Below are 25,713 nucleotides of genomic sequence, written 5' to 3'. Positions count from 1 at the left end.
TTCGTGCCATTCGTGGCAAGAAAATATACTAACAGTTTAAAATAAATAATAAAATGTATTCAGGTTCAGGATTTAGCAACTGGGAAATTGGAGATGTTGATGTATTTATAGATGAAAAAGGAGTCCATCATTTATTTCATTTAATTATTCCCAATCACGATTATATAGCACATGCAGTGTCAAAAGATGGTCTCTCGTGGAAACGAGTAAAAAATGCCTTATTTGTTGGCGATCCCGGCGAATGGGACGACGATATGTTATGGACTATGCACATTAGCAAAAAATCGGATGGTGAAGGTTATGAAATGTATTATACCGGTCTAAAACGTCAGGATAAAGGAATTGAACAAAAAGTCGGACGAGCAGTTTCTGCCGATCTAATTGCTTGGAAGAAAGAAAACCTATATGGACTTCCTTTTAAAAGTGAAGCACCGCACTATGAAGGTCCAAACAACAATCCAAGACAATGGATAAGTTTTCGCGATCCTTTTAAATACCAATACAAAGGCGAAGATTATCTATTAATCTGCGCCCGAAGCGCCTCTGGACCAACATACCGCAGAGGTTGTATTGGTGTTGCAAAAAGAGAAAAAGAAGGTTTTGTACTTCAGAAACCGCTTCATATCCCGTATGTTTACGATGATGTAGAATGTCCTTGCGTTTTTGAGATCAAAGGAACACATTATCTTTTGGGATCAATCAGAGAAGATATTAAAATTCGTTATTGGTCATCGCCAGAATTTAGAGGAGAATATTCAGCATTTCACAATAATGTGCTAATGCCTCAAGGAAACTACGCGGCAAGAGTAGTTAAAGATGGGAAACATTTTTTGGTTTATAATTTCTATTTCGCAGATGGAAACGTAAATACACATCGTGTAATGCCGCCTCCAAAAGAATTGGATGTTGACAAAAGCGGAAGACTTTTATTAAAAACTTATTATTACTGGCAGAAGCTCTATCAGAAAACCATTCTTCAAAAAGATCTTCCTCTTCCCTTGCCGATTTTGGGAAATCCAACAGCCGATTTTGTTTTAGAAAATGAAAGCAAATGGCGTTTTGGATGCCGAAGCGGTTATGAAATATACGGTTTCGAGAAACCTTCTAACGATTTTGTCTGGGAAGGAACTTTGTCTGTTGAAGGAATGGGCAAAACAGGTTTTGTAATTGAATGTGACAAAGAAGGAACGGGATATTATATTTCGATTGACTTCATGAATGGTTTTGTGCAGTTTAGAGCTTGGGGATTTAATGAAAAAGACGTCAAAAATAATTTTATCTTCGAAAACATTCAGACCAATCAGTTTGAGATAAGTGAAGAAAAACAAATTTCTTTTAAGATTATCCGCTACGGAAATTATTACGAACTTTCGATTAACGATATTGTCAAACTGACTTTATTGGATTTTAAATACAGTGAAGGAAAAATTGGCATTTATGTCTGTTCGGCAGTTATATCTATAAGCGATTCTAAAATTCATGTGATTCCAGAACCAGAAAACGAATACGCAGCTTCAGATCCTGAAAAATATGATAATGAATTACAGCCTAATTCTTTAATTTAAAATTTAAGTTTTTCACTTACCAAACTTTGTCAAAGTTTTGAACTTTGACAAAGTTGAACTCTCTTAACAAAAAATATAAATAACAGGATAACAAAGCTTTTTTTATTTTGAAAGATAAAACTTATATTGGCATTCCAAACTCATAATTTGTTAAAATGCTACATAGCCCCTCTCCAGAAGATGTAAAAAGAATTTTCGAAAAGTATTTTACTGCCGATATGTATATCTGGAAGGGATTTTCGGAGAAAATTAAAGTCCGAGAATTTGAAAAATCAGAAATCATAAAAGATTATCATGGCATCGAAAAATATCTAAATATCATCATTAAAGGATCGGCGGGTTTATTTGTTTGGGATGGCAAAAGAGATATCTGCATTAATTTATTGTATGAAAATAGTTTTATAAGCGATTATATGTCTTTTTTAAATCAACAACCATCAGTTATTAAAACTGAAGCTTTAGAAGATGTAACGCTTTGGTCTATTTCTCATCAGGATTTAAATGAATTATACCAGAGATCGGAAACAGGCTTACGAATCGGAAAAGCTATTTCTGAAATGCTTTATGTACGCAAACAGCAGGAACAGATTAATCTTTTGACACTTTCTCCTCAAGAACGCTATTTAAAACTAATTGAAGGCCGACCAGAAATTTTTCAAAGAACACCTTTAAAAATCATTGCCTCTTATCTCGGACTAACAGCCGAAAGTCTAAGCCGAATTCGAAAAAGAGTGATGGAAAAATGATTTCTTACCCAAAGTCAATTTTATTTTCATTTATGCGCCATAAGTTTGCTTCACTAAACCAAACAAATTTAAACCATGAAAAATAAAATCAACTTTGGAGCCATTATAGTTTTTTATGTAATCGCAGTAATCTGCAGATATGCTGCTGTAAAAACCAATTCATTAGCCGAAATAGAAAATCCTTATTTAGTGATTTTGCTGCGCGGCGCTGGGCCAGCTTTAGGAGCTTTGGCTGCAATAAAAATATTCTCCCTTCACAATCCAATGTCTCTAAAAGGAATATACAAAAATACTCTTGTTCCATTTGCGGTTTATTGGATTCTTCCAGCAGTTTTAATCGCTGGAGTTTATTATGCTACAATTGGTAAATTTCCAATTTTATTAATGTTTACGGTTTTGGTTTATGGTCTTTTGGAAGAAATTGGATGGCGTGGATTTTTACAAGAACAATTGAAATCGCTTCCTAAATTTACTTCTATATTGATTATTGCTGTCCTTTGGTTTGCATGGCATTTAAACTTCGAAACAACTCCAAGTAATATGATTTTCTTCGGAATCATTTTCTTTGGAACTTGGGGAATTGGAAAAGTGTATTCTTCTACAGGATCATTGCTGGCTGTGGCAGGAGTTCATTCGCTAAACAATTTCTTTCGTAACGGTTTACATGAAACAGAACTTACGCTAATCGCAGTTTTGTTAGTTATCTGGATTGGTTTTATTATTCTTTACAACAGAAAATACAAAACCGCTGTAAATCCAGCTTAACTTAATTCTGCAGGCAATTAAGATATTTTCTGCAAACCTAAGAAAATAATTTTTTCACGCAGATTATGCAGATTATACAGATTTAAATCAGTGAAAATCCTTTTAATCTGTGGCAAAAAAAACAGCGCAAACTTCAAGATTTGCGCTGTTTTTATTTTAATTAAGCCTTTCTGTCGTTTCCATTCTTAAGCAATGTTCACTCCCAAGATAAAGCGGATTTCCATGTTTCTCAGACCAGAATCCGTCTAAAACATCTTTAGTGATGCATCTATAAACTACAACACCTTTATAAATTTTATTGTCGTCGCCTTTGTAATTGAAATTAATAACCAAAATATTGTCCTTAAAGAACCCTGTTCCTTTTTGCTGATGCGAATTGATAACCCAATTTGCTTTAATTCGGTTGTTTTTATCTAAAGTCAAAGTTAAAACACCTTTATATGTTATTTCATTGCTTTCATCCTGATTGCTTCCCGAAACCGAAAAAGTGCCTATTAAATCTTGTATTGTCATTTATAATGCTGCTATTTTCTGCAAAAGTAAAAATTATCTTTTAAACGAATTTTTATTCTGTTTTTCTAAGCAAAAAGCATTTTCATTTTTTTTAAGATAAAAGTTGAAATTTTGTTAACTTCTTATCGAATTAAGTAAATGTCGTTTAAGATTTTATGACTAAATTGGTAGTATGAGAACAAATCCTGATGTGCTTATTATTGGTGGCGGTCTTGCTGGTCTTGCTGGCGCTATACACTTATCCAAAAAAGGATTAAAGGTGGTTCTTATCGAAAAAAATATGTATCCAAAACATAAAGTTTGCGGAGAATATATTTCAAATGAAATACTTCCCTATTTATTTTGGCTTGATATTGATGTTTCAAAATTGCACCCTACTAGTATTTCAAATTTTGAATTTACAGCCCAAAATGGCAAAACAGCAAAAACTAAACTTCCTTTGGGAGGTTTTGGCATAAGCCGTTTCGAATTGGATAATTTTCTATTTCGAAAAGCTGTAGAAAATGGCTGTATTATGATAACAGAAACAGTTACGAATATTTCTTTTGAAAACGACATTTTTACCGTAACCACTTCTGAAGAAATGCTTTCAGCTAAAATAGTATTGGGTGCTTACGGAAAAAGATCCAATATCGATCAGGTTTTGTCAAGAGATTTTATTTCAAAAAAATCGCCATGGCTGGCTGTAAAAGGGCATTATTCCGGAAATTTTGACGAAAGTCTTGTCGCTCTATACAACTTTCAAGGCGGTTATTGCGGAGTTTCAAAAGTTGAAAATGACGTTATAAACATTTGCTATCTGGCAGATTTTGAAACTTTCAAAAAATATAAAAACATTGAAGAGTATCAGAAATCGGTACTTTATAAAAACAAGAAACTGAAGGCTATTTTCGAAAATAGCACTTCCCTATTTGAAAAACCTTTAACGATAAGCCAAATTTCATTTGACAGAAAAGAGCCCGTAGAAAATCATATTTTAATGATTGGCGACACCGCAGGATTAATTCACCCTATGTGTGGCAACGGAATGGCAATGGCAATTCATAGCGCAAAAATAGCTTCTGAATTGGTATTGGATTTCTATTATGGAAGGATAGCATCAAGAAACGAATTTGAAAAGAAGTATATTCAAGAATGGAAAAAGCATTTCAGCAAAAGATTATTCTTTGGGCGTCTATTATCTAAAGCACTGACACACAATAATTTTACGCATGTAATGACGACTATAGCGGCTTCAATTCCGTCATTGCTTTCCCTTATTGTAAAACAAACACACGGCCGCCCCATAACAGTTGAATAAATGAGTGTAAACACCAAATATAGAACAGAAGAAATTGAAATCATGGACGATTTTTCACTTGGAGGTGAAGAACTAATTGGCGCTTTAGATCAGATTGCTTCTATCAATCAATTGCTTGGAGGAAATAAACTGACGCTTCACGGCATAAAAGAGCTTTTTAAAAAGACTGATATTTCTAAAACAATTACCATTGCCGATATTGGTTGCGGAAATGGCGATATGCTCAGAATGCTTGCCAAATATGGGAAAAAAAATAATCTCGGCTTTAAGCTAATTGGCATCGACGCCAACGCTTTTACGATTGACTATGCTAAGAAACTTTCTAAAGATTTTTCAAACATTGAATATCTCTGTATGGATATTTTTAGCGAAGAATTCCATCAATTAAAGTATGACATTGTATTATGTACGCTCACATTGCATCATTTTACAACAAACCAGATTGCAGATGTCATGAATACTTTAAACAAAAATGCTTCGATAGGAATTGTGGTAAATGATCTTCATAGAAGCAAATTAGCGTATCGACTATTCGAACTTATTGGGGTTGTTTTCAATCTCAACAACATGTCACGCAATGACGGATTAATATCTATTTTAAAAGGTTTTAAAAAGAACGAATTAGAGCATTTATCCAAAAAATTAAATCTAAAAAACTACTCCATAAACTGGAAATGGGCTTTTCGCTACCAGTGGATAATTACAAAAATATGAGTGTAAAGATAATTACAGCTGTTAAACAGCTTCCGCAATATTCACGTACCACAGAAGAAATACTTCCATTTGTCGATGTATGGCTTGAAGGACAAGAAGAACGTTTTGTCAAGAAAGTGAAAAAGATATTTGAAGGTGCTTCAGTGGACAAACGTTATTCTATTATGCAGCCTTCGGAAGTTTTTACAGCTACTTCATTTGAAGAAAAAAATGATATTTACAGCCGTGAAATGATTGTTTTAGGACATCAGGTTCTAGAGAAAGCATTAGAAAAAACTGGTTGGGATCCGCAGAGTTTAGATTACATTATTACAGTAAGCTGTACCGGAATTATGATTCCGTCGCTTGATGCTTATCTTATTAATAAAATGAAATTAAGACAAGATATCGTTCGTCTTCCTGTAACCGAAATGGGGTGTGCAGCTGGAATATCAGGAATTATTTATGCGAAGAATTTCTTGAAATCAAATCCTGGAAAACGTGCGGCTGTAATTGCTGTAGAATCTCCAACTGCCACTTTTCAGCTCGATGATTTCTCGATGCCAAATATTGTCAGCGCTGCCATTTTTGGAGATGGTGCTGCCTGCTGTTTATTATCTTCCAAAGAAGAAGATTCTGGCCCCGAAATTCTTAACGAGCAGATGTATCATTTTTATGATGCCGAACACATGATGGGCTTCAAACTAACGAACAGCGGATTGCAAATGGTCCTTGATATTGAAGTTCCCGATACGATTGCCTCACATTTCGGCGATATTATTCATCCATTCTTAAAACAGAATAATCTAGAAATTAAAGATATTGACCACATGATATTTCATCCAGGAGGGAAAAAAATCGTCACAACTGTAGAATCGCTTTTTGCTGGACTGGAAAAAAATATTGATGATACGAAAGAAATCCTCAGGGAATACGGCAATATGTCGAGCGCTACCGTTTTGTATGTTTTAGAAAATATTATGAACCGAAATCCGAAAAAAGGAGAAAAAGGTTTAATGTTGAGTTTTGGTCCAGGATTTTCGGCACAAAGAGTTTTATTGCAATGGTAATTTGAAAGCTTATGAAATTAGATGATATTATCGTACAACTTCCATACAGCGAACCTTTTTTGTTTGTGGATGAATTGCTTCATGCTGATGAAAATGGTGTGACTGGAACCTATACCTTCAGAGAGAATCTCGATTTTTATAAAGGACATTTTAAAGACAATCCTGTAACTCCAGGCGTTATTCTAACTGAAACTATGGCTCAAATCGGAATGGTTTGTTTGGGAATATTTCTTTTAGGAAATGATTTGGGAGAAAACACTGTAATCGCTTTTACTTCTGCCGATATGGAGTTTTTGAAGCCTGTTTATCCAAATGAAAAAGTAACGGTTACTTCTGAGAAATTGTTCTTTCGTTTTGGAAAATTAAAATGCAATGCAATAATGAAAAATGAAGCTGGACAAGAAGTCTGTCGAGGTATTCTGGCCGGAATGATAACAAAAAGATTATGAAAAAACGAGTTGTAATAACAGGTTTAGGAGTTGCCGCACCAAATGGAGTTGGCATTCCTGCGTTTACTCATGCGCTGCGAAATAGAATTTCAGGAATTCGGCATGATGCTCAACTGCAAGAACTACAATTTTCTTGTCAGATTGCGGGTCAGCCTCAAATTTCTGAGGAATTGAAATCGCAGTATTTTACAGAACTCGAACTTCGCGGATTAAACAGTACTGGTATTCTATACGGTGTCATTGCGGGCATGGAAGCTTGGCATAATGCAGGATTACCGTTAAACGAGACTCCAGATTGGGACAGCGGTGCCATTTTTGGAGCTGGCACTTCTGGAATTGACAAATTTCGCGAAAGTATTTATAAAATTGATGAACTTCAAATTCGTAAACTTGGAAGCACTGTTGTGGCTCAAACCATGAATAGCGGTGTCAGCGCTTATTTAGGAGGCAAAATCGGATTAGGAAATCAGGTTACTACCAATTCTTCGGCTTGTACAACTGGTGCCGAAGCTATTTTAATGGCTTACGACCGAATACAATCTGGTCAGGCAAAACGAATTTTGGCTGGAAGTACATCTGATAGCGGCCCTTATATTTGGGGCGGTTTTGATGCACTTCGTGTTTGTTCATCCAAATTTAACGACAAAGCAGAAGAAGGTTCAAGACCAATGAGCGCTTCGGCAGCAGGATTTGTTCCTGGAAGCGGTGCTGGCGCTTTTGTTATTGAAGATTTGGAAACAGCTTTAGATCGTGGAGCTGCAATTTATGCGGAAATATTAGGCGGAAACGTCAATTCTGGCGGACAAAGAGACGGCGGAACTATGACTGCCCCCAACAGCACAGCCGTACAAAGATGCATTAAAACAGCCATCGAAAATGCAGGAATCAGTGCAAATGAAATTGATGCTATAAACGGACATTTGACAGCCACAACAAAAGACAGTCTTGAAATTGAAAACTGGACAAAAGCTCTTGATCGAAAAGGTTCTGATTTTCCGTACATTAATTCTTTGAAAAGTTTAACTGGTCATTGTTTAAGTGCTTCTGGAAGTATCGAAAGTGTTGCTTCTGTATTACAGCTTCATGAAGGATTTTTGTTTGGAAATAAAAATTGTTCTGATCTTCATCCTGAAATTGCAACGCTTATTGACTCGTCAAAAGTGCTTTTAGAAACTATAAAATTCAACCCAAAAATAATTGCAAAAGCCAGTTTTGGTTTTGGCGATGTAAATGCATGTATATTATTTAAAAAATTCGAAAACTAACATGGACAGAACTGAACTTATCAAAGAATTAAAAGTAATTATCAAACCTTTCACAACAAACACAGAAGCATTTGAAAACCTTACCGAAGAAACGGATTTTATAAAAGATCTAAATATCAATTCGGCCAATCTGGTTGATATTGTACTGGACATTGAAGAAAACTTTGATGTCGTGATTGATAACGCAGATATGGAACGAATGCTCAGTGTAAAAGCGGCTGTTGAAATTATCGAAACTAAACTCGCCGAAAAATGATCGGCAATGACATTATAGATCTTGCGCAGTCACGCATAGAAAGCCGTTGGCAGCGCAAAGGTTTTATAGAAAAGCTTTTTACTGAAGAAGAACAGCAATATATAAAAGACTCTGAAAAACCTGAAATTATGGTCTGGCTTTTATGGAGCATGAAAGAAGCTGCGTACAAAATCTATAATCGACAGACTAAAATACGGGAATTCAGTCCCAAAAAACTTTGCTGTTCCATAGATTTTTTAAGCTCTAATCTTTCGTTAGGAAAAGTAATCTGCAATGAAAACACTTATTATACCAAAAGTATATTTTCATTAGAAAACATCCATACAATTGCGGTAGATAATTTTGCAAACATCAATAATGTAATTGAAGTTGAAAATAAAGAAATTGTAAAAGATGAGAACGGGATTCCATTTTTAAAAACATCCAATATACTTCATGATATTTCAATCAGTCATCATGGATGTTTTGAAAAACGGGTAATTTTAAAGTATTAATTTACTTTATTTCCTTCAAAATACTTTCTGCTATTTTAGTATAATCATCATTGAAATGGTGCGAGCCAGGAATTTCTATGGTTTTAATATCTGCTTCTTCAAAGCGTTTTCTGGTTTCTTGATCTTCTTCGCTTCCAAAAAAACAAACTGGATTATAGGCTTTAATTTTCTTCATTTCTGAAATTACATCGTAGTTATCATTTGAACTTTCTAAACTTAGCATATCGGCAATATGAATCTCAAAATCGGCTTTTACATCTGGCGATAGCGAATAAACACCTTTTAGTTTTTCTTTTAAAGTTTCAGGCAAATCACCCGCCACAAACGGAACAACAGATGCACCAAATGAATAGCCGACAAGAATAAAAGCTTTTTTGTTCCATTGCTGTAAATAATGATCAACTGCTTTTGAAATCGAAATTGAAGTTTCTGATGGCGTTTTAGCATTCCAAAAATATTTTTGAGCGTCGAGTCCGATAACTGCAATTCCTTTTTCTGCTAAAGTTTCTCCAACAGATTGGTCAAAACTGGTCCAACCTCCATCACCTGAAATTAAAAATGCAATGGGAAGATTTTCGTCTTTATTTTTTGTCGGAATCAATGTTAAAGGCATTTCAAAGGGAAGCGGAGCCAAATGCTGTTCTTTTAATAATGAATTCTGCTCTGATTTCTGTTTTGCATAATTAGGTGTATTTAGAACTTCTTTGTAAGCTTCAATAAATTGTGGCAACCAGTTTTTTGTAACCGAGAATCCATGTCCAACTTTAGCGAGCGAAATTAATTTCCCCAGTTTCAGTCCGTCCATATACTTTTTTGTATCTGCATAATTGCACACTTGATCTGTTGTTCCTTGCAACACAAGAAAAGGCGCAGTAAGTTTTTCTGTTTTTTCGAGATAATACGCTTTTCCAGGTTTTAAAACATGGGATGTCAATCCAGAACCATCGCATAAAGTTCTATCGGTTTCAATATCTGGGCAAAATCCTAAAGCAATTCCGCCGCTAAAAGTATTGGCAGGAGCTTGAGCCAACATGCCATAAACTAAAGTAGCTCCAGAAGAATATCCGACTAAAATGGGTTTAAAATATTGCTTTAGTTTTAATTTTTTTTGCAAAATCAGACTTAATTCTTCAAAATCACCTGCAGGATAATAACATTTTGATTTTTCTTTCTTAATGCTTTTAAAATAATGCTGAATATCAACACCAGCGACCAAAGCGCCTTGATCTACAATATTTTTTGCCATATCTACAACTCCGCTGTTCCATCCGCCATCGCCTGAAATAAATAGTACAACTGCATTTGGAGTAGTTTTTGGCTTATAAATGGTGACTTTTCCAAATGAACCAACTTTTATTGTGTCAGCCTGAGAAGCAAAAACACTATTACCAAAAATTAAAACGAAAACAAAAATAAGAGCTGTTTGATTCATCATAATCAATATTTAAATTAAAACTAAGCTTCCTTACGATACATTATAACCGAAAGAACAATAAAATAGACATAAAGATTTAGCATGAAAAGCCTTTGCCACAATCCTTTGTAAAGCGAAATAAAATTATCTTCATTTGGTGAGAACCGAAATGTAAACAGTATTGTCGTAATAAATCCAAAAGCAAAAATGATCCATGAAAAAATATAAAACTGAGATTTTTTTTGTGCTACAATTGCTTTTCTCAACACTAAAGGAAGCAATAATGCTGCAAGAACTCCAACGCCTCCAGCCAAACTGTGCATCATAAAAGAATTAGTCATTTTTCCGTCAATTTTATCTGCTTTAAATAAGCCAGATCCAATTCCTTCTCCTAAACCATAAAGTATAATCAGCAGAGAACCTAGTTTTATATTTTTAGAATTACCATGAAGCGTTTTCCTAAAAATAATTCCGAAGCAAATAAATACCATTCCGATACAAATCCACCAAGTCGAAATTATATTCGAAACCGGGCTAATGCTTGCTCCCAAAGAACTCATCGTATTTTTTAGCTGACTATAACCTGAATAATGATTTCCTAATAAAAACACAATAATAAAATCGAAAATGCAAGTCATAATGCAAAGTACCGCCATTATTCTTGCCCAATTGAATTGCTCAGTTTTCATAGCGCTAAAAATTAAGGTTTTACAACTTTATTTAAAACAATTGGAGCTTGAAGCAAATCGTAATCATGAGAATATACCAAATATTTGTTATGCCAAACGGGAGAAAATTTTTCTTTAAAGTCTCGCAAACCTTTGTAATGTGCAAAGAATTTGATTCTTTCGTAAGCAAACTTCATTGATTTTTCTGGAAAAGTATCTGCTTCTTCCATTCCACTCATAGCTGCCAATCCGAGATTTACAGAAGTATATCCTTGTGATTTTAAATAGGTAAAAAGTTCAACAAGAATAAAATCCATAATACCATTTGGAGCGTCGCTTGTTTTACGAATTAAATCGTATGTGCCTTCGTTTTCTGCATAATCAGGAATTACATTTAAAAAAGCAACAATTTTTTCTTCGGCATTATCTACAGTAATAATAGTCTGCTGTTTTAGTTCTTCCCAATCAAATCTTCCTTGCGAAAAAATAATTTCGTTTCTGCCTGTATTATCCAGCCATTCATCACTTACTGCTTTAATTTTCTGAAGCACGCCATCTTTTATCGGCGGCGTATAAATAGTAGTTCTAAAACCTTTTTCTTTGACTTTGCTTATGGCATTTCGCATCGATTTTCTTGCGCCACCTTCTAATGAAAATAGAGTCAAATCAACAACGCCTTCTTGACCAATAAATAGATTCTTTTTTTGCAATGAAGTAAACAAGTCTAAGTTTTCTTCCGACACGCGATAATAGAGGCTTCTTAATCCGTTTTCGTAGCAATACGAATCAAATTCTATTATGCATTGTTTTATTTCTGCTGCGGATTCTGCAACAGGATTTTCTAATACAACCGCAAAATTATCAGCAACACGATACGCTAAAAAAGACTTTTTACTATTAGAAATAAAAATGGTTTTATCGTCATAGGTTTTAAAATAATCCAAAGAAGACGAACCGTATTGTTTCAGAATTTCATTCGCTGTAGCGAAATCATCTTCAACGGCTTCTTTTTTAATAGAATATGGACGAATTAAAGCGTAAAGTAAAAATCCTAACGAGAGAAATCCGCTGATATTTATCGACAAAATAAAACGTCTTGCAAAGCGATCTAAAGGCACTAGATCTGAACTTCCTATCAGAAAATAATTTTGCAATGTATATTTTATCGATTTAATCCAATTAAAATCAATATTAAAATGTTTTTTGTCTAAGAAATAAAAGCCCAAAACACCATAGATTAAAACAGCTGAAATACTTATTAAAACGGTTTTTAAACCTACACTCTGCAAGTGTGAATTGCTTTTTACATAATACTCTTTTCTGGTGACAATCAGACTAATTAAAACGACAAGCGCAATTATAGCTTCTTCATAATCAATTGCTTTGGCAAGGTTTCCAATAACAGAAATACCGGTCAGGAAAACAGAAAACCACCATGCGGTTCGTAATCCTTTGAGCATAAAAGCGGCGTTAACGAGCATAAACAATCCAGCAGTTATCACAAAATAATTAGACACTTTGATGGCAGAAATAGGAATTATATCTTCTAACGCATCCAAACGTTCTGAAATTGCGGGCGTTAAAACAGAAATAATATTAATTAGCCCTAATATAAAAATCAAGAAAGAAGGTATTATACGCATTAAAAGTTTATTGGCACTTAATAAAAATAATGCAGCTCCTGCTAATAGCGGAATCCAAAATTCAAAGAAACGATACAGGAAAGTTATGGCTATTGCATTGACATTCTGAAAGCCAAACTGTATCAAAATAAAACTCATGGATATTTCTATGGCTCCAAGTCCGCGCAGAAAAGGAGAAACAATCAAAAATATAACTGAAATGATATAACCCATTATGGCCGCTGTCAAAGATGGAGTAAATCCTAAAGCAATCATGGCAAGATACAAATGTGCTATTCCGACCAACTCAATAATTACTGAATAAAGAACAACAAGCAGAAATTTATTTTTTATGATTCTGTTATTGCTCAAATCCTCCATAAAAATCTCGGCTGAAGGAAAAAATCTTATCATCATTTTGTAGACAAATCCTTTTTCTAAAACCGAAACATAAATAAAGTAAAGCATAACGCTTAAGGCAATAACTCCTGCAAAAGCATACCATTCGCCTGAACCTGTTGTTCCTTGAAAAAAAGAATAGATTAAAGCCGGAATTGCCACAATTATCACCGAAAGAATTCCAACAAAGCCATAAACGATTGATGCAAAATGAATCTGAGTTGCTTTTATGCCTTTCTTTTTTATAGGTTTTGTAAAAAAAGCTAAAGAAGAAATTCCGCCTGCTGGGAGGAAAACGCTAATAAAGTTTCGTTTCAAAAAGAGAATAACGGCGTCTTTAAATGCAATTTTACTTTGTACCGCCATAAACGAAGCATAATACATTAATGCTTGTAATGTTATATAAATTGCGGTTAGAATTACACCGCATAAAACCCAAAAACTATTGGCATCTGCAATTACATTTTTGACTTCTTTTAATTCTGAATTTTCATGTTTGATAAACCATATTCCGATTCCGAGAAAGAAAATGGTAAAGATAGATTGTCTAATAATTTTATCATTTTCGCGTATAAAAGAAATTCCTTTTTTGGCTTTAAAAAAAACAAGAAATCTATTGGAAATGGATTGTACTTTCATATTTATACTATAACAAAATTTAGTAATGAAAAAAAAGGTCTTGAGTTGTATAAATTTACGACAATTATCTATTAATTATAATTTTACGAAAATCTTTTTTGAATAACCAGCGCATCAGTTATTAAGAAGATTCTTTATATTTGAAGTAAGTTATATTCTGAATTTTATTTGCTAGCAACCTGAAATCTATGAGATTACTTTTTTCTAAAACAGTATTGTTTTTATTGTTCTTATCTTTAATTTCCTGCGAGAATAAGAAACCAAAATCGGTTCCAAAACCAGCCTATAAAGCCGGTGTAATTTTATCTTTTGATGATGCTTATGTCGACGAATGGTCGGAGGCAGATCAAGCTTTGCGAAAGTATTCTTGGAAAGCCACTTTTAATGTCTGCCGAATAGATTCTATTGGCGATCCAGAAATTAAAACATTGTTAGAAATGCAAAAATATGGTCATGAAATAGCTGGCCATGGCTATCATCATTACAATGCCGTTAAGTTTACCCAAAAATATAGTGTTAAGGAATATCTGAAACAGGAAATTGATCCAATGATCGTTTCTATGAAAAAGAAAGGTTTTCATGTTACTTCTTTTGCTTATCCTTATGGAGAACGATCAGATTCCTTAGATCAGGCTTTATCTCCTTTATTCAAAATTATTAGAGGACGAGCATTTGGAGGTGAAATCCCAGAGAAACAAGACAGTTATTTCGATAATTCAAAAATTGTATTTGCTTTTGATATTGACAATAGCCATATTCATTTTAGTATTCCATATGTGCTTGAACTATTAGATTATGCCAAAAAAAACAATAAAATTCTTCTTCTATGTGGTCATAAACCCGTTAAAGAAGTAACCGAAAATTATCAGGTAAAAATAGAAACTCTAGAATTTATTTGTAAATACATGAAATTGAATGATCTCAAATTCTACCGTCTTTCAGATTTAGACAATTTGGTTCCGCCTCAGCTTTAAGTTCGATAATTGAATTACCACTAACATAAAAACAGCTTCTTAAAATGAAAAATTTTCTCACATTAAGCCTAATTCTATGTAATATAGTGGCTTATTCTCAGAAAAATACAATTCCGACAGACAACAAACTCCAAACAAAGCTAGATTCGTTAGTAAACCAATCTGCTCTTCCGTTTATGTCCGAAAGTTCTAGAGTTGGCCTTTCCATAGGAATCATCAAAGACGGAAAAGAATATTTCTACAATTACGGTTCGACCCAAAAAGAAAAACAAATCCTGCCAACTGCAAGTACAATCTATGAATTGGCTTCAAACAGTAAAACATTTTCTTCTACATTATTGGCAAGAGCTGTTCTGAACAAAAAAGTAAGTCTCACAGATGATATTAGAAAATATTTAAATCAAGATTATCCGAATCTTCAATATAACGGAACTCCAATTACTCTGGTAAATCTTGCCAATCTTACTTCTGCCCTTCCAAACTGGATGCCTGACAGCAGAGAACTTTTTGCCAAGGCAAATTCAGATTCTATCGCTTATATACTTGATGCTGTACATAGAAAATACAGCAGACAGCAATTTTACACCGATTTGCACAAAGTAAAATTAGATACAATTCCAGGAGCATTACCTAGACATTGCAATACTGCTGCTCAATTGTTGGGACATATTATGGAAACAGTTTATGGGCAAAAATTTGGAACATTGATAAAAAACCAATTTACAACTCCGCTTAAAATGAAAAACACCGTTTTATTAGGCAATGGTAAAATTCCGTCTTCAATGGCATTTGGATATGATGCAAAAGGAAGAAAAATGCCTTTTATAGATTGGGAAGACATGCAGGTTGCAGCATCTATCGCTTCTTCAACTTCAGATATGTTGAAGTACATCAAATATCATTTGAATGAAAAAAATGAAGATGCCAAACTAAGCCATCAGCCAACAACTGGAGATATCAACAAAGGTGCAATTGGGCTAAACTGGAAAATAACCAAACCTGAAAATGGTTCAATACGAATTTCGCATACTGGCGGGAGTTTAGGCTTTAGTTCTTATGTCGTTTTTTCTCCAGAAATCAATTCCGGAATTATCCTTTTTGCAAATGATTCTGATATGAAAACACAAAATGAACTCATCAAATTGGCCGAAACAATTTTGTTTAATTAAAATTGATTACTTTTCGTCTATCAATAGTATTTTAAACCAATGAGGATATATCTTATTTTAATGTTGGCAGCTGTAACGGTTAGCCAAGCTCAAGTAAAAAATCGTATAATTAAAGCTTCTTCAAAAATCTGCTATATAAAAGAAGACAATGAAGAAAAAACGAAATGGTACTTAGATGCAAAAGCAAAACCAGATATATATGTTACAAATAAAAGTCCCAAGGAGAAAATCGTTGCTTTTTATACTAATGAAGATTCTATCAGCATAAAATTAAGACCTGGAAAAAAGTTTGATTTCACCGTACTTTTAAATAATACCGATAGCTGTTTTACACGTGTTGAATGTCCGTCATTAAAAAACTTTTCAAAACTCAAACCTGAAATTCACGATACAATTCCATTTGTGCTCTCAGAGTATAACAACATCATTTTTAAAGTAAAACTAGACGATAAGGAAACTCTAGACTTAAAATTTGATTCAGGAACTAGTGATTTTCTTTTAACTAATGAGGCACTCAATAAGTTAAAATTAAGCAGTTTAAAAAGTCATAGTTTTCAACTTGGCAATCAAATCTGGAAAGATCAGGAAATTTTTCCTGTCGAATTATCGGGACAAGGAACTGTGGGCCGTTTTGGATGGAATTTGTTTGACGGAAAAATAGTAGAAATCGATTATGATAAAAAGCTCTTTATAATTCATTCTAAATTATCAAAACGAAACAAAGAGTATACAAAACTTGATATGGAATTTACTCGTACTCTATTTTGTGTTCAAGGAAAGCTTCAAATAAATAATACAGCTTATAAAGGACGTTTTCTTTTTGATAATGGCTATCAGCGCACTGTAATGCTCGATCAGGAGATAATGAAAGAGCAGCAATACCCGAAAGAGAGCTTGCCTGTTCTGAAAAAAGTTATTTTAAAGAACGGACAAGGAGAAGAAATCCCAGTGCTGACGGTCAAAAACGAAAAAATTTATTTTGGAAATTTATGTTTGAATGATGTGCCTGTACAATTGCTAGCAACAAGTAATCCTGCTCAATTTAAAACTCATATTCTTGGAAATGAAGTTTTAAAAAGATTTAATACGATATTGGATTTTCAGGAAAACAAAGTTTATCTTAAACCAAATTCGTTGTGGAACGAACCTTATACAGAAGGCTAATAAAATAGCCTCAGGAAAAAACGACTTTTTCAGAGAATGCATTAACTTTTAATTACTTTTATCAGCATAAAAAATCATTTTATTTTTCTCAGCAATAATAATCGGCAATGAATAAAGTATTATTAGTAGAAGACGATCCAAGAGTTGCTTCTTTTATCACAAGAGGACTCGAAGAACAAATGTATCAGGTAAAAAATGTCAGCAAAGGTTTTGACGCCATTAATGAAGTAATGGAAAACACTTATGATATTATAATTCTTGACATTATGCTTTCTGATCTTTCTGGTTTTGAAGTATGTGAAGTTTTAAGAAATCGAAAAATAATTGTTCCCATTCTTATTCTAAGTGCTCTTGATACTCCGCAGGAAAAAGTGAGAGGGCTAAAAGCTGGAGCCGATGATTATTTGGCAAAACCATTTTTATTTGAAGAGCTTCTTGCACGAATCAATGCTCAGCTCCGTCGTACTGAATTTAGTTCTGGTGTTTTAGATTTTCAGTCTTATGCCGGAATCAAAATTAATATGAAAGAACAAAGCGCTACCAGAGACGGTATAGATTTAAAACTTTCTTCTCGAGAACTAAAACTTCTGATTTTTTTCATGAAAAACCGAGAAACAGCTTTGTCTAGAATTGCCATTGCTGAAGCCGTTTGGGATATGAATCTTGATATGAGCATAAATACTGTTGATGTTTATATTAATTATTTAAGAAATAAAGTAGACAAGAATTTTCCTTTTCCGCTTATACATACTGTAAAAGGCACAGGATATATGCTTAAAAATAAAGTTAATGAATCTCAAGAATAAACTTGCTATAAATTCGACTCTCTTATTTGCTTTTATTCTCGGACTCGTTCTGATCGGTTCTTTTTTGCTTTTTAAAAGCCATAGAAGAGATTTGTATTACGAAAAACTCGAAGACAATGCTCTGATTACGGCTTTTTTCTATTTTGAAAAAGATGAAATTAGAAAAATTGACAGCATCAGCTATAAAGAAATAGAATCGCAGTTTAATAAAATTGTTAACCAGTCTATCAGGATTTACAATGCTAAAACAAAAAAACTGTATTTGCGAGATGATCTTCCTCTGGTGTTAAATGATCGGGAGTTGAGAGCTATTTCTCACGACAAAATACTGCATTTTACTATAGAAGAAAGACAATTTAGCGGTTTATATTACAAAGACAATCAAGGTGACTTTATAATAGTTGTTTCTGGCATTGATGATGTTGGAAATCAGCAGTTAGAAGTTCTTGCCATAGTTTTTTTCGGTTTTTATCTCGCCGGAATTGCGCTTAACTATCTTTTAGGAAGATTTTTGGCTAGACAAACTTTCAGGCCTTTTGCAGATGTAATTTCAAAAGTAAACACAATAACTACAGAAAACCTCCATTCTAGACTTGAAATGCCAACTGCGAGCGGAAAAGATGAAATTAAAGAGCTAATTACAACTTTTAATTATCTTTTGGAAAGACTCGAAAGTGGCGTTACAATACAGAAAAATTTCCTTAAAAATGCTTCTCACGAATTAAAAACTCCACTAACTTTTATTATTGGCGACATAGATGTTTCGTTACAGCATCCAAGAACTAACGAAGAATATAAAGAAGTATTAAAATCACTTCGAAAAGATACTTTCCATCTAAAATCGACTTTAGACGGATTACTTATTCTGTCAGGATTAGAGCTTTCAGAGCCTGACCAGATGGAAATTGTCAGAATAGATGAAATATTGTGGAATATACTTGAAAAGAAAGCAATTGAATATCCTGAAGTTAAAGTAGCGCTAAATTTGGATGCAATTGCCAACAACGAAGATTTGTTGTCTATAAATGCTAACAGGCATATGCTTTTTATTGCACTTTACAATATTATAGACAATGCGATTAAATTTTCTTTTCCTTCGCAGGTTAATGTCATAGCTTCTGAAAAAAATGGAAAACTTCTTTTAAAATTTATAGATCAAGGTTCGGGAATTGCCGAAAAAGATATCGAATCTATCTTCGATTTATTCTTTAGAAGCGATCGCACTAGACATATTCAAGGTCAAGGATTAGGACTTTTTATTACCATGCAGATTCTTAAGCGCCATAATATCAGTTTATCTGTAGAATCTGAACTTGAAAAAGGCACAGTTTTCTCTTTGATTTTTCCTTGATTTTTGCATAAATAACTTGATTGTTTATCTTATCTAGAAAGTATTTTTCCTCATTTAATAACATTCACATAATACTCTAATCTATCTCTAATCTTGTTTAAATCTATCTCTAATACCTTATTTTATGGGGTTTAACACAAACTACTTGATTTTAAAGCAATAATCGATTTTTCTCTAAATAACACCTTCATCATTATAAATTAACAATGAATTGTTTTTTGATTTTTCGTTAACATAAGCCTTAAATCGAATCAAAGTAAAGAGAGTTTATTTGTCGTGGATAAAAAACTAATAAATAACATGACAAAACTAAAACTCTTTTTTTCGGCTTTAATGCTCCTTACAGCAGGAAGTATTTTTGCCCAGATTACAACTTCGTCCTTGTCTGCAAAAGTCAATGATGGAACAGCTGCAGTTATAGGTGCAGAAGTTACTTTGACACATTTGCCTACAAATGCAGTTTACAGAGCGACAACAGACAAATTAGGTCGTTTTAGCTTCGAAAATTTAAATGCTGGCGGTCCTTACGAATTAGAAATAAAAAGTACAGACACCAAAGATTATTCAAATGCAAATGTCTATTTAAATCTTGGAGAAAATGACTTGCCAACAATTGTAGTTGGAAAAGCAGATAACAATGTTTTGGAAGAAGTAGTTATTACAAGTTCTAAACCTTCTTCTAAAAGCAACGGTACAAGTATTAATGAAAAACAAGTAAATGCACTTCCTTTAATCAATAGAGGAATTCAGGACGTTACCAAACTTGTGCCTCAAAGTTCAAACAACTCTTTTGCAGGTACTAACTTTAGATACAACAACGTTACAATTGATGGTTCTATTAATAACGATGCAATTGGGTTTAGTCCATCTTTAGGAGGCCAATCTGGAACTTCTGGAATGCCAGGAAGCAGCACACGTTCAAACTCTATCAGTTTAGATGCGATACAAGATATTCAGGTTTACATTGCTCCTTACGACATTAAATTAGGAAACTTTTTAGGCGGAAGCGTAAATGCTGTAACAAGAAGCGGTACAAATACAGTTAGCGGATCTATTTACAGCTACGGAAGAAATGCAGCTCTTACGGGACCAAACAACGCTGGTGACGGTTCTAAAATGCCAAGTTCTTTTGGAGATTATCAAGTTGGTTTTAGATTAGGATTGCCAATTATTAAAGACAAATTGTTCTTCTTTACCAATATGGAATATGCTGAGAGAACAGATCCTGTTTTTTATAATGCAGGTTCAACAGATTCTAATGGAAAACTGACTTCTCTAGTAGATAATGCAACTGCAGAACAGATTTCTCAATTCGTAAAATCAAACTATGGGTTTGATCCAGGAACTTATGGTTCTTATAACAACTTCTCTAAAAGCCAGAAATTCTTCAATAAGATTGATTGGAAAATCAATGAGAAAAACTCACTTTCTTTAAGAAACAATACTGTAATTTCTCAAGCCACAAACTTAGAGCGCGATGCGGCAAACTTTAGATTTGCAAGCATGGATTTTACTCAGAAAAACCAAGCCATCAGTACGGTTTTAGAATTAAAGACACACTTTAACAGCCAATGGTCTAACTCATTTATTGCAAGCTATTCGGCAATAAAAGATTACCGTGATCCAAAATCTAACAATATTATGTTTCCTCAGACAGAAATTGGTTACAATGGAGGAACTATTTTCTTAGGAAATGATCGTGAAGCAACTGTTTTCAACATGAAGCAAAACACGACTGAAATTACAGACAATCTTACTTATAAAACAGGAAATCATACTTTACTGTTTGGTACTCACAATGAGTTTTACGACATCAACTATGGTTTTGTAAATGCACTTAACGGAAGAGTTTCCTATAAATCTCTTGCAGATTTTTACAATAAACTGCCTACTCGTGTACGCGGAACTTATCCTTTTGACGGTTCTACTAGAGATGAGATTTTTGATAACCCTTATGCTAAATTCAAAATAAACATGTTTAGTGCTTATGTACAAGATGAAATTAGAGTTGGAAACAAATTAAAAGTAGTTCCTGGTGTTCGTATAGATTATACCGATTTGCCAAACAAACCTAAATTAAGCACGCAAGTACAGAACTCTCCTGAAGATCCAAACTACGGAACAACATATACGTATACTCCGTTAAACCAAATTAAAAACAACTTCTTCAGTTCAGCGTTAGTTTCTCCTAGAATTGGATTCACTTACAATGTAGACGATGACAAAACATTCGTTATTAGAGGTGGATCTGGAGTATTTACAGGAAGAATTCCATTTGCTTGGTTAGGTTACGCTTATTACAATGATGGTGTGGGATACGGAAGTTATGACAAAAACAACTTAACAGCTGCTCAGGTTGCTGCGGCAGGAGACCCTTTAGCAACAGGAGGTTTAAACGGTTACCATGATGCTACTCCAAAAGTGCAAGCCGATTTAATTGACAATAAATTTAAAATGCCAGCTGTTTTAAGAAACTCATTGGCTTTTGATAAAACAGTTGACGGATATAAATTCACTATTGAAGGTATTTACACTAAAGTAATTCGCGATTTGGAGTTTCAACAAGTAAATAAAACCGATAATCCGACTTATTTCTCTTATGATACAAAACACGAAATGCCAATTTATGCTGCAAACATAAATCCAGCTTTTTCAAATGCTTATCTGTTATCAAATACAAGTAAAGGATACCGTTACAGTATTACTGAAATGATTTCTAAAACTTACGATTTTGGTTTCAACTTTATGGTGGCTTATACGTATGGAGATTCTCGTGATATCACAAACGGAATTCGCAACTCTATGGAAAGTAATTTCCAGATGAATCAATCTCTTACGCCTAACAATCCACAATTGGCAACTTCTAACTTTAACATCAAGCACAGAATTGTTTCTAATGTAGGCTATGGTGTGAAATTGGCTCCAAACAATACTTTATCTGCTAATGTGTATTTCAATGCTCAATCAGGAAATCCGTTTTCTTGGGGATTTGTTAACTCAACAATTGCGGGAACAGGACAAGCAGCTGGTTTAGCATATATCTTTAAAGATGCAGCAGAAGCGGCAAAATATATTGGTGTAAACTCTGCGGGAGTTCCTTCTGCAACTGCAGCACAACAAGTAGCAGATTACGAAGCTTTCATTAACGGAAATGATTATTTAAAAAGCCGTAGAGGAACATTCACACAAAGAAATGGAGATACTACTCCTTGGAACATTCAAGCCGATTTAAAATTGATGGATGAAATTAACGTGGCTAAAGTTGGAACATTCCAAATCTCATTCAGTATGGCCAATATCGGAAACCTTATCAATAAAGATTGGGGAAGAAGTTATTTCGTTCCAAACACTTATAATTCAACAGCAAGTCTTGGTTTAACAAAATCTGGAAACTTAGGCGGATTGGCGACAGGCGACCCTACTTACACTTTCCAAAAACCAACTTCTGCACCCTATACTGTAGATCAATTAGCTTCAAGATTCCAAGGTCAGCTTGGCTTAAGGTATTCGTTCTAAAAAATGTGTTTTTTTTTATTTTTGATTATCTCCCCGTTTCTGAGTGCTGAGACGGGGAGATTTTTCTTTAGACATATCTGATGTATAATCGAGTCCCAAAAAAAGCATCTCAATAACCTTAATCTTTTTTTTGTATTTTTAATCATTCATAAGCTTTTCTATTACTTGATTTAAAATGCTAAAAGAAAGAACATTCAGAGTTTTATTTTTGACAATCTTTATTCTTTTTACGATTTCTACTTGTTACGGACAGTACAAGATTTCGGGATATATTGATGCTGAACAAAAAAACAAAACTGTCTATCTCAGTTTGCTGAAATATGATGAGGAAACTATGATTACCGAAAATCAGATTCTTTTTTCGACTCAGACCGATAGCTCAGGTTATTTTGAATTCAAAGGCCAGCTCTTATCTGAAAAAGACAAACTTTACCGAATTCATTCCAATATTAATACAATCAAAGGCTTGCAATTAGTAAGTGATAACGAAAAAAACAATTATCACAATTTTATTTTTTCCAACAGAGATACAATCTATTTTCCTAAATCGGGGAACAATTGGTTTAGCGAATCTAAAAACAGTAATTTGACAAATAAAGAATGGCGAAAATTAAAGTCTTTTGAAGATCAATTAGAAAAAAACAATGCACAAATCAAAAACAAAGAAGCACAGCAACAGGCCGTAAATGATTTTGCCAAAAAAGTAAAATCCTATAGTGAGAAGAGCATTAAACATCCGCTGTTGAAACTTTTGGCTTTTTCAGACATTAAACGAAATGATTTTGATATCAAGAATGACTTTGAAAAAAATGAAGCATTTTATGATGGCATTTCAAATTCACTAAAAAACTACTACGGAGAAACTTCTTATTATCTCCAATATCAAGATGAAATTTCAAAAATTTCAAATGTCATTCTACAACAAAAATATGCGTTTCAGAAAAAGCTGAATTATACTTTGGGTATATTGGTTTTAATTTTGACTTTTATTTCTATTTACCAATTCAGAAAATTAAAAGCTATTAAACCCAAAAAAACAATACTAGAAACTTCAAGTCTGGCATTGACCAATCAAGAAGAGAAAATTACCAAATTGATTTTAGAAGATAAATCAAACAAAGAAATTGCCGATGAGCTTTTTATTTCGCTCAGTACGGTAAAAACCCATATTCGAAATCTTTATGCGAAATTGGATGTTGCAAACCGTCATGAATTGGCCGCTAAATTGAAAAATCATCCTTGGGATTAGTCCTAATTTCAGCCTCTACTTAACCGATTTTCAGAATATCCCACTCTACTTTTGTTTCCGAAATCTTAAACATCAATTGGAAATGAAAAGAAATCTTTTATTACTAATCTTCATTGGAATATCTCAATTTTCTGCCGCACAAGAAACGGACAAAGCTTTTAAAAACAGACAAAACATTCAAGAAAAGCTTGTGGAAGCAAAAGCACTTTTAGAAAAAGATAACGGAAAACTTTGGGGAAAACCAATCTGGAACGATAGCATTATTGTAATCGACTTTGACAATTCAATCTATAGTTTGGCAAAATTACCGAATAGCAAAACGGATAATGGAATTTTGTATTCTAAAATTATGGAACCTAATTCGCTTGTTTTTGTTAATACCACACAGAAATATGAAGGTAAAGAATATGCCACGGTTCTGAATAATTATCTAGATGATAAAAGTGCCACGATTATTCATGAATTATTTCATTTGCTTCAAATGGAGTATCGAAAGTTTAATGGAAATCCGATTGAATATCTTGACGAAACCAACGCTCGTATTTTATTGCGATTGGAATATCAGGCATTAAAAAATGCTTTAAAAGCAATTATTGAAAAAAGAAAAACAGATGAGAGCAAAAATTATTTAAAGGATGCGGTAGTTTTTAGAAAAGAAAGACAACAGCAATATTCAAAATATTTGAATGATGAACTGGAAATAGAAACTTTGGAAGGTTTGGCAAATTATACTGGTTTTGTTCTCTCTTCTTATGACAATAAATATGAAAAAGCAATTGAAGAAATTAACCAACGAGAAGAAGCCAAAACCTACACAAGACCTTTTCCTTATGCCACTGGTCCAGCCTACGGATTGCTTTTTGATTATTTAAATATTACTTGGAGAAAAAGTTTAGATAAAATTTACAATTTCACTGATATTTACGAAGTTATGATTTTAAAATCAAAATTAACTATTACTAAAAAACAACTGGAGTTAGCCAAATCAAGAAACAATTTTACTGAAATAAACAAGCAGGAAATTGCGCGAGAAGAAGAACAAAAAAAGATAATCTCTTATTATACTGATTTACTAATTAACAAACCAACTCTTAAAGTCGCTCTTACCGATATTGAACATTACGGACGCACTTTTAATATGAATGGAACATTGACTTTAAATGATAAAGGAATTGTGTACTCTAGCATTAAAGGACGTGATAAATCGGGTAATAACTTTGGAAATTTCACCACAATCGAAGGTAAAAATCAATTGGGAAAAGCGGGAATTTTAAGCTATGATAAAGAAGGGAAAACTTATTTTATATTTCCACTTCCTTCTAAAATTGAAGGAACAAAAGTTATAAGCGAATTTTACGAAATAGAACTAAATCCCGATTGGAAAATTGTAAAACAAAATGACGGAAACATGGAAATTGTAAAAGAATCAAAAAGGTAATTGATAACTACAAAAAAAAGTTATCTTGACTTTTACACCTGTCATTTTTATTCCGCCTAAAAGCTCGAAACATAGCCCGTGGTTTCAACCACGGGGACACGCGAGCAGGAATTTTATACCGTTCCCGTGGTTGAAACCACGGGTGATGTTTGAATATAAATGCGTATAAATAAAAACAATTGTGGCTG

Annotated in this window: 22 protein-coding genes; 18 read left to right on the top strand and 4 right to left on the bottom strand. The window is 33.5% G+C overall.

Annotated features, from left to right (window positions below; all coding sequences use genetic code 11):
• Nucleotides 1-53: 53 nt before the first annotated feature.
• From DMB71_RS06675 to DMB71_RS06665, 3 genes are all read left to right on the top strand, one after another.
• A complete protein-coding gene (locus DMB71_RS06675; RefSeq protein WP_111364735.1) occupies nucleotides 54-1,565 on the top strand; it encodes a glycoside hydrolase family protein in 1,512 nt (503 codons plus the stop codon).
• A gap of 155 nt (nucleotides 1,566-1,720) precedes the next feature.
• A complete protein-coding gene (locus DMB71_RS06670) occupies nucleotides 1,721-2,311 on the top strand; it encodes a Crp/Fnr family transcriptional regulator (RefSeq protein ID WP_111364734.1) in 591 nt (196 codons plus the stop codon).
• Nucleotides 2,312-2,386: 75 nt separating this feature from the next.
• A complete protein-coding gene (locus DMB71_RS06665) occupies nucleotides 2,387-3,076 on the top strand; it encodes a CPBP family intramembrane glutamic endopeptidase (RefSeq protein WP_111364732.1) in 690 nt (229 codons plus the stop codon).
• Between the two features lie 156 nt (nucleotides 3,077-3,232).
• Here the strand turns inward: DMB71_RS06665 and DMB71_RS06660 are convergent, their stop codons facing one another.
• Nucleotides 3,233-3,589, bottom strand: coding sequence for a hypothetical protein (locus DMB71_RS06660; RefSeq protein ID WP_111364731.1), 357 nt, complete (start codon nucleotides 3,587-3,589; stop codon nucleotides 3,233-3,235).
• A gap of 172 nt (nucleotides 3,590-3,761) precedes the next feature.
• Between DMB71_RS06660 and DMB71_RS06655 the strand changes: the two genes are divergently transcribed.
• The 7 genes from DMB71_RS06655 to DMB71_RS06625 are packed head-to-tail and all read left to right on the top strand — an operon-like array spanning nucleotide 3,762 to nucleotide 9,116.
• A complete protein-coding gene (locus tag DMB71_RS06655; RefSeq protein WP_111364729.1) occupies nucleotides 3,762-4,889 on the top strand; it encodes an NAD(P)/FAD-dependent oxidoreductase in 1,128 nt (375 codons plus the stop codon).
• On the top strand, nucleotides 4,890-5,603 hold the full coding sequence (locus DMB71_RS06650) for a methyltransferase domain-containing protein (RefSeq protein WP_111364727.1): 714 nt from the start codon (nucleotides 4,890-4,892) through the stop codon (nucleotides 5,601-5,603). It begins immediately after the preceding gene.
• The gene (locus DMB71_RS06645; RefSeq protein WP_111364725.1) at nucleotides 5,600-6,652 is read left to right on the top strand and encodes a type III polyketide synthase; all 1,053 of its coding nucleotides are present in this window, start codon (nucleotides 5,600-5,602) and stop codon (nucleotides 6,650-6,652) included. The genes DMB71_RS06650 and DMB71_RS06645 overlap by 4 nt, the downstream gene beginning before the upstream one ends.
• A gap of 11 nt (nucleotides 6,653-6,663) precedes the next feature.
• Nucleotides 6,664-7,101, top strand: a complete 438-nt coding sequence (locus DMB71_RS06640) for a 3-hydroxyacyl-ACP dehydratase FabZ family protein (RefSeq protein ID WP_111364723.1) — start codon at nucleotides 6,664-6,666, stop codon at nucleotides 7,099-7,101.
• Nucleotides 7,098-8,366 (top strand): beta-ketoacyl-[acyl-carrier-protein] synthase family protein, encoded by a 1,269-nt coding sequence (locus DMB71_RS06635; protein ID WP_111364721.1) that lies wholly within the window; start codon nucleotides 7,098-7,100, stop codon nucleotides 8,364-8,366. The genes DMB71_RS06640 and DMB71_RS06635 overlap by 4 nt, the downstream gene beginning before the upstream one ends.
• 1 nt (nucleotide 8,367) lies before the next feature.
• A complete protein-coding gene (locus tag DMB71_RS06630; protein WP_111364837.1) occupies nucleotides 8,368-8,622 on the top strand; it encodes an acyl carrier protein in 255 nt (84 codons plus the stop codon).
• Nucleotides 8,619-9,116: a 4'-phosphopantetheinyl transferase superfamily protein gene (locus tag DMB71_RS06625; RefSeq protein WP_111364719.1), complete on the top strand. Its 498-nt coding sequence runs from the start codon at nucleotides 8,619-8,621 to the stop codon at nucleotides 9,114-9,116. Before DMB71_RS06630 ends, DMB71_RS06625 begins: the two co-directional genes overlap by 4 nt.
• A 1-nt stretch (nucleotide 9,117) precedes the next feature.
• Here DMB71_RS06625 and DMB71_RS06620 read toward each other — a convergent pair whose 3' ends face one another.
• From DMB71_RS06620 to mprF, 3 genes are read right to left on the bottom strand one after another with little or no spacing between them, the layout of a single operon-like run.
• Complete coding sequence (locus tag DMB71_RS06620; RefSeq protein WP_239452941.1) at nucleotides 9,118-10,551, bottom strand: AcvB/VirJ family lysyl-phosphatidylglycerol hydrolase; 1,434 nt, start codon at nucleotides 10,549-10,551, stop codon at nucleotides 9,118-9,120.
• Nucleotides 10,552-10,571: 20 nt separating this feature from the next.
• Entirely contained in the window at nucleotides 10,572-11,219 is a 648-nt protein-coding gene (locus DMB71_RS06615; protein ID WP_111364715.1) for a DUF998 domain-containing protein, read from the bottom strand.
• 11 nt (nucleotides 11,220-11,230) lie between these two features.
• Entirely contained in the window at nucleotides 11,231-13,858 is a 2,628-nt protein-coding gene (mprF, locus tag DMB71_RS06610) for a bifunctional lysylphosphatidylglycerol flippase/synthetase MprF (protein WP_111364713.1), read from the bottom strand.
• A 188-nt stretch (nucleotides 13,859-14,046) separates the two neighbouring features.
• On the opposite strand from mprF, the gene DMB71_RS06605 reads away from it, so the two are divergent.
• The 8 genes from DMB71_RS06605 (at nucleotide 14,047) to DMB71_RS06570 (ending at nucleotide 25,525) form a co-directional block, all read left to right on the top strand.
• The gene (locus tag DMB71_RS06605; RefSeq protein WP_111364711.1) at nucleotides 14,047-14,832 is read left to right on the top strand and encodes a polysaccharide deacetylase family protein; all 786 of its coding nucleotides are present in this window, start codon (nucleotides 14,047-14,049) and stop codon (nucleotides 14,830-14,832) included.
• A 44-nt stretch (nucleotides 14,833-14,876) separates the two neighbouring features.
• Nucleotides 14,877-16,001 (top strand): serine hydrolase domain-containing protein, encoded by a 1,125-nt coding sequence (locus tag DMB71_RS06600; RefSeq protein ID WP_111364709.1) that lies wholly within the window; start codon nucleotides 14,877-14,879, stop codon nucleotides 15,999-16,001.
• Between the two features lie 39 nt (nucleotides 16,002-16,040).
• Nucleotides 16,041-17,165, top strand: coding sequence for a hypothetical protein (locus DMB71_RS06595; RefSeq protein WP_162614790.1), 1,125 nt, complete (start codon nucleotides 16,041-16,043; stop codon nucleotides 17,163-17,165).
• A 107-nt stretch (nucleotides 17,166-17,272) separates the two neighbouring features.
• A complete protein-coding gene (locus DMB71_RS06590; protein WP_111364705.1) occupies nucleotides 17,273-17,971 on the top strand; it encodes a response regulator transcription factor in 699 nt (232 codons plus the stop codon).
• A complete protein-coding gene (locus DMB71_RS06585) occupies nucleotides 17,955-19,322 on the top strand; it encodes a sensor histidine kinase (RefSeq protein ID WP_111364703.1) in 1,368 nt (455 codons plus the stop codon). The genes DMB71_RS06590 and DMB71_RS06585 overlap by 17 nt, the downstream gene beginning before the upstream one ends.
• Before the next feature lie 300 nt (nucleotides 19,323-19,622).
• Entirely contained in the window at nucleotides 19,623-22,838 is a 3,216-nt protein-coding gene (locus DMB71_RS06580) for a TonB-dependent receptor (RefSeq protein ID WP_111364701.1), read from the top strand.
• Nucleotides 22,839-23,013: 175 nt separating this feature from the next.
• On the top strand, nucleotides 23,014-24,087 hold the full coding sequence (locus DMB71_RS22225) for a response regulator transcription factor (RefSeq protein WP_111364700.1): 1,074 nt from the start codon (nucleotides 23,014-23,016) through the stop codon (nucleotides 24,085-24,087).
• A gap of 82 nt (nucleotides 24,088-24,169) precedes the next feature.
• Nucleotides 24,170-25,525 (top strand): hypothetical protein, encoded by a 1,356-nt coding sequence (locus DMB71_RS06570; RefSeq protein ID WP_111364698.1) that lies wholly within the window; start codon nucleotides 24,170-24,172, stop codon nucleotides 25,523-25,525.
• Nucleotides 25,526-25,713 lie beyond the last annotated feature (188 nt).

It is taken from the genome of Flavobacterium tistrianum (genome assembly GCF_003254545.1).
GTDB lineage: Bacteria > Bacteroidota > Bacteroidia > Flavobacteriales > Flavobacteriaceae > Flavobacterium > Flavobacterium tistrianum.
Note: the sequence above shows the minus strand (reverse complement) of the source record. Positions and strands in the feature narration are given on the sequence as shown.

Bases quoted from the DNA above. Each gene is read 5' to 3' on its own strand.
- DMB71_RS06675 (WP_111364735.1), top strand. From the start codon at position 54: ATGTATTCAGGTTCAGGATTTAGCAACTGGGAAATTGGAGATGTTGAT.
- DMB71_RS06670 (WP_111364734.1), top strand. From the start codon at position 1,721: ATGCTACATAGCCCCTCTCCAGAAGATGTAAAAAGAATTTTCGAAAAG.
- DMB71_RS06665 (WP_111364732.1), top strand. From the start codon at position 2,387: ATGAAAAATAAAATCAACTTTGGAGCCATTATAGTTTTTTATGTAATC.
- DMB71_RS06660 (WP_111364731.1), bottom strand. From the start codon at position 3,589: ATGACAATACAAGATTTAATAGGCACTTTTTCGGTTTCGGGAAGCAAT.
- DMB71_RS06655 (WP_111364729.1), top strand. From the start codon at position 3,762: ATGAGAACAAATCCTGATGTGCTTATTATTGGTGGCGGTCTTGCTGGT.
- DMB71_RS06650 (WP_111364727.1), top strand. From the start codon at position 4,890: ATGAGTGTAAACACCAAATATAGAACAGAAGAAATTGAAATCATGGAC.
- DMB71_RS06645 (WP_111364725.1), top strand. From the start codon at position 5,600: ATGAGTGTAAAGATAATTACAGCTGTTAAACAGCTTCCGCAATATTCA.
- DMB71_RS06640 (WP_111364723.1), top strand. From the start codon at position 6,664: ATGAAATTAGATGATATTATCGTACAACTTCCATACAGCGAACCTTTT.
- DMB71_RS06635 (WP_111364721.1), top strand. From the start codon at position 7,098: ATGAAAAAACGAGTTGTAATAACAGGTTTAGGAGTTGCCGCACCAAAT.
- DMB71_RS06630 (WP_111364837.1), top strand. From the start codon at position 8,368: ATGGACAGAACTGAACTTATCAAAGAATTAAAAGTAATTATCAAACCT.
- DMB71_RS06625 (WP_111364719.1), top strand. From the start codon at position 8,619: ATGATCGGCAATGACATTATAGATCTTGCGCAGTCACGCATAGAAAGC.
- DMB71_RS06620 (WP_239452941.1), bottom strand. From the start codon at position 10,551: ATGATGAATCAAACAGCTCTTATTTTTGTTTTCGTTTTAATTTTTGGT.
- DMB71_RS06615 (WP_111364715.1), bottom strand. From the start codon at position 11,219: ATGAAAACTGAGCAATTCAATTGGGCAAGAATAATGGCGGTACTTTGC.
- mprF (WP_111364713.1), bottom strand. From the start codon at position 13,858: ATGAAAGTACAATCCATTTCCAATAGATTTCTTGTTTTTTTTAAAGCC.
- DMB71_RS06605 (WP_111364711.1), top strand. From the start codon at position 14,047: ATGAGATTACTTTTTTCTAAAACAGTATTGTTTTTATTGTTCTTATCT.
- DMB71_RS06600 (WP_111364709.1), top strand. From the start codon at position 14,877: ATGAAAAATTTTCTCACATTAAGCCTAATTCTATGTAATATAGTGGCT.
- DMB71_RS06595 (WP_162614790.1), top strand. From the start codon at position 16,041: ATGAGGATATATCTTATTTTAATGTTGGCAGCTGTAACGGTTAGCCAA.
- DMB71_RS06590 (WP_111364705.1), top strand. From the start codon at position 17,273: ATGAATAAAGTATTATTAGTAGAAGACGATCCAAGAGTTGCTTCTTTT.
- DMB71_RS06585 (WP_111364703.1), top strand. From the start codon at position 17,955: ATGAATCTCAAGAATAAACTTGCTATAAATTCGACTCTCTTATTTGCT.
- DMB71_RS06580 (WP_111364701.1), top strand. From the start codon at position 19,623: ATGACAAAACTAAAACTCTTTTTTTCGGCTTTAATGCTCCTTACAGCA.
- DMB71_RS22225 (WP_111364700.1), top strand. From the start codon at position 23,014: ATGCTAAAAGAAAGAACATTCAGAGTTTTATTTTTGACAATCTTTATT.
- DMB71_RS06570 (WP_111364698.1), top strand. From the start codon at position 24,170: ATGAAAAGAAATCTTTTATTACTAATCTTCATTGGAATATCTCAATTT.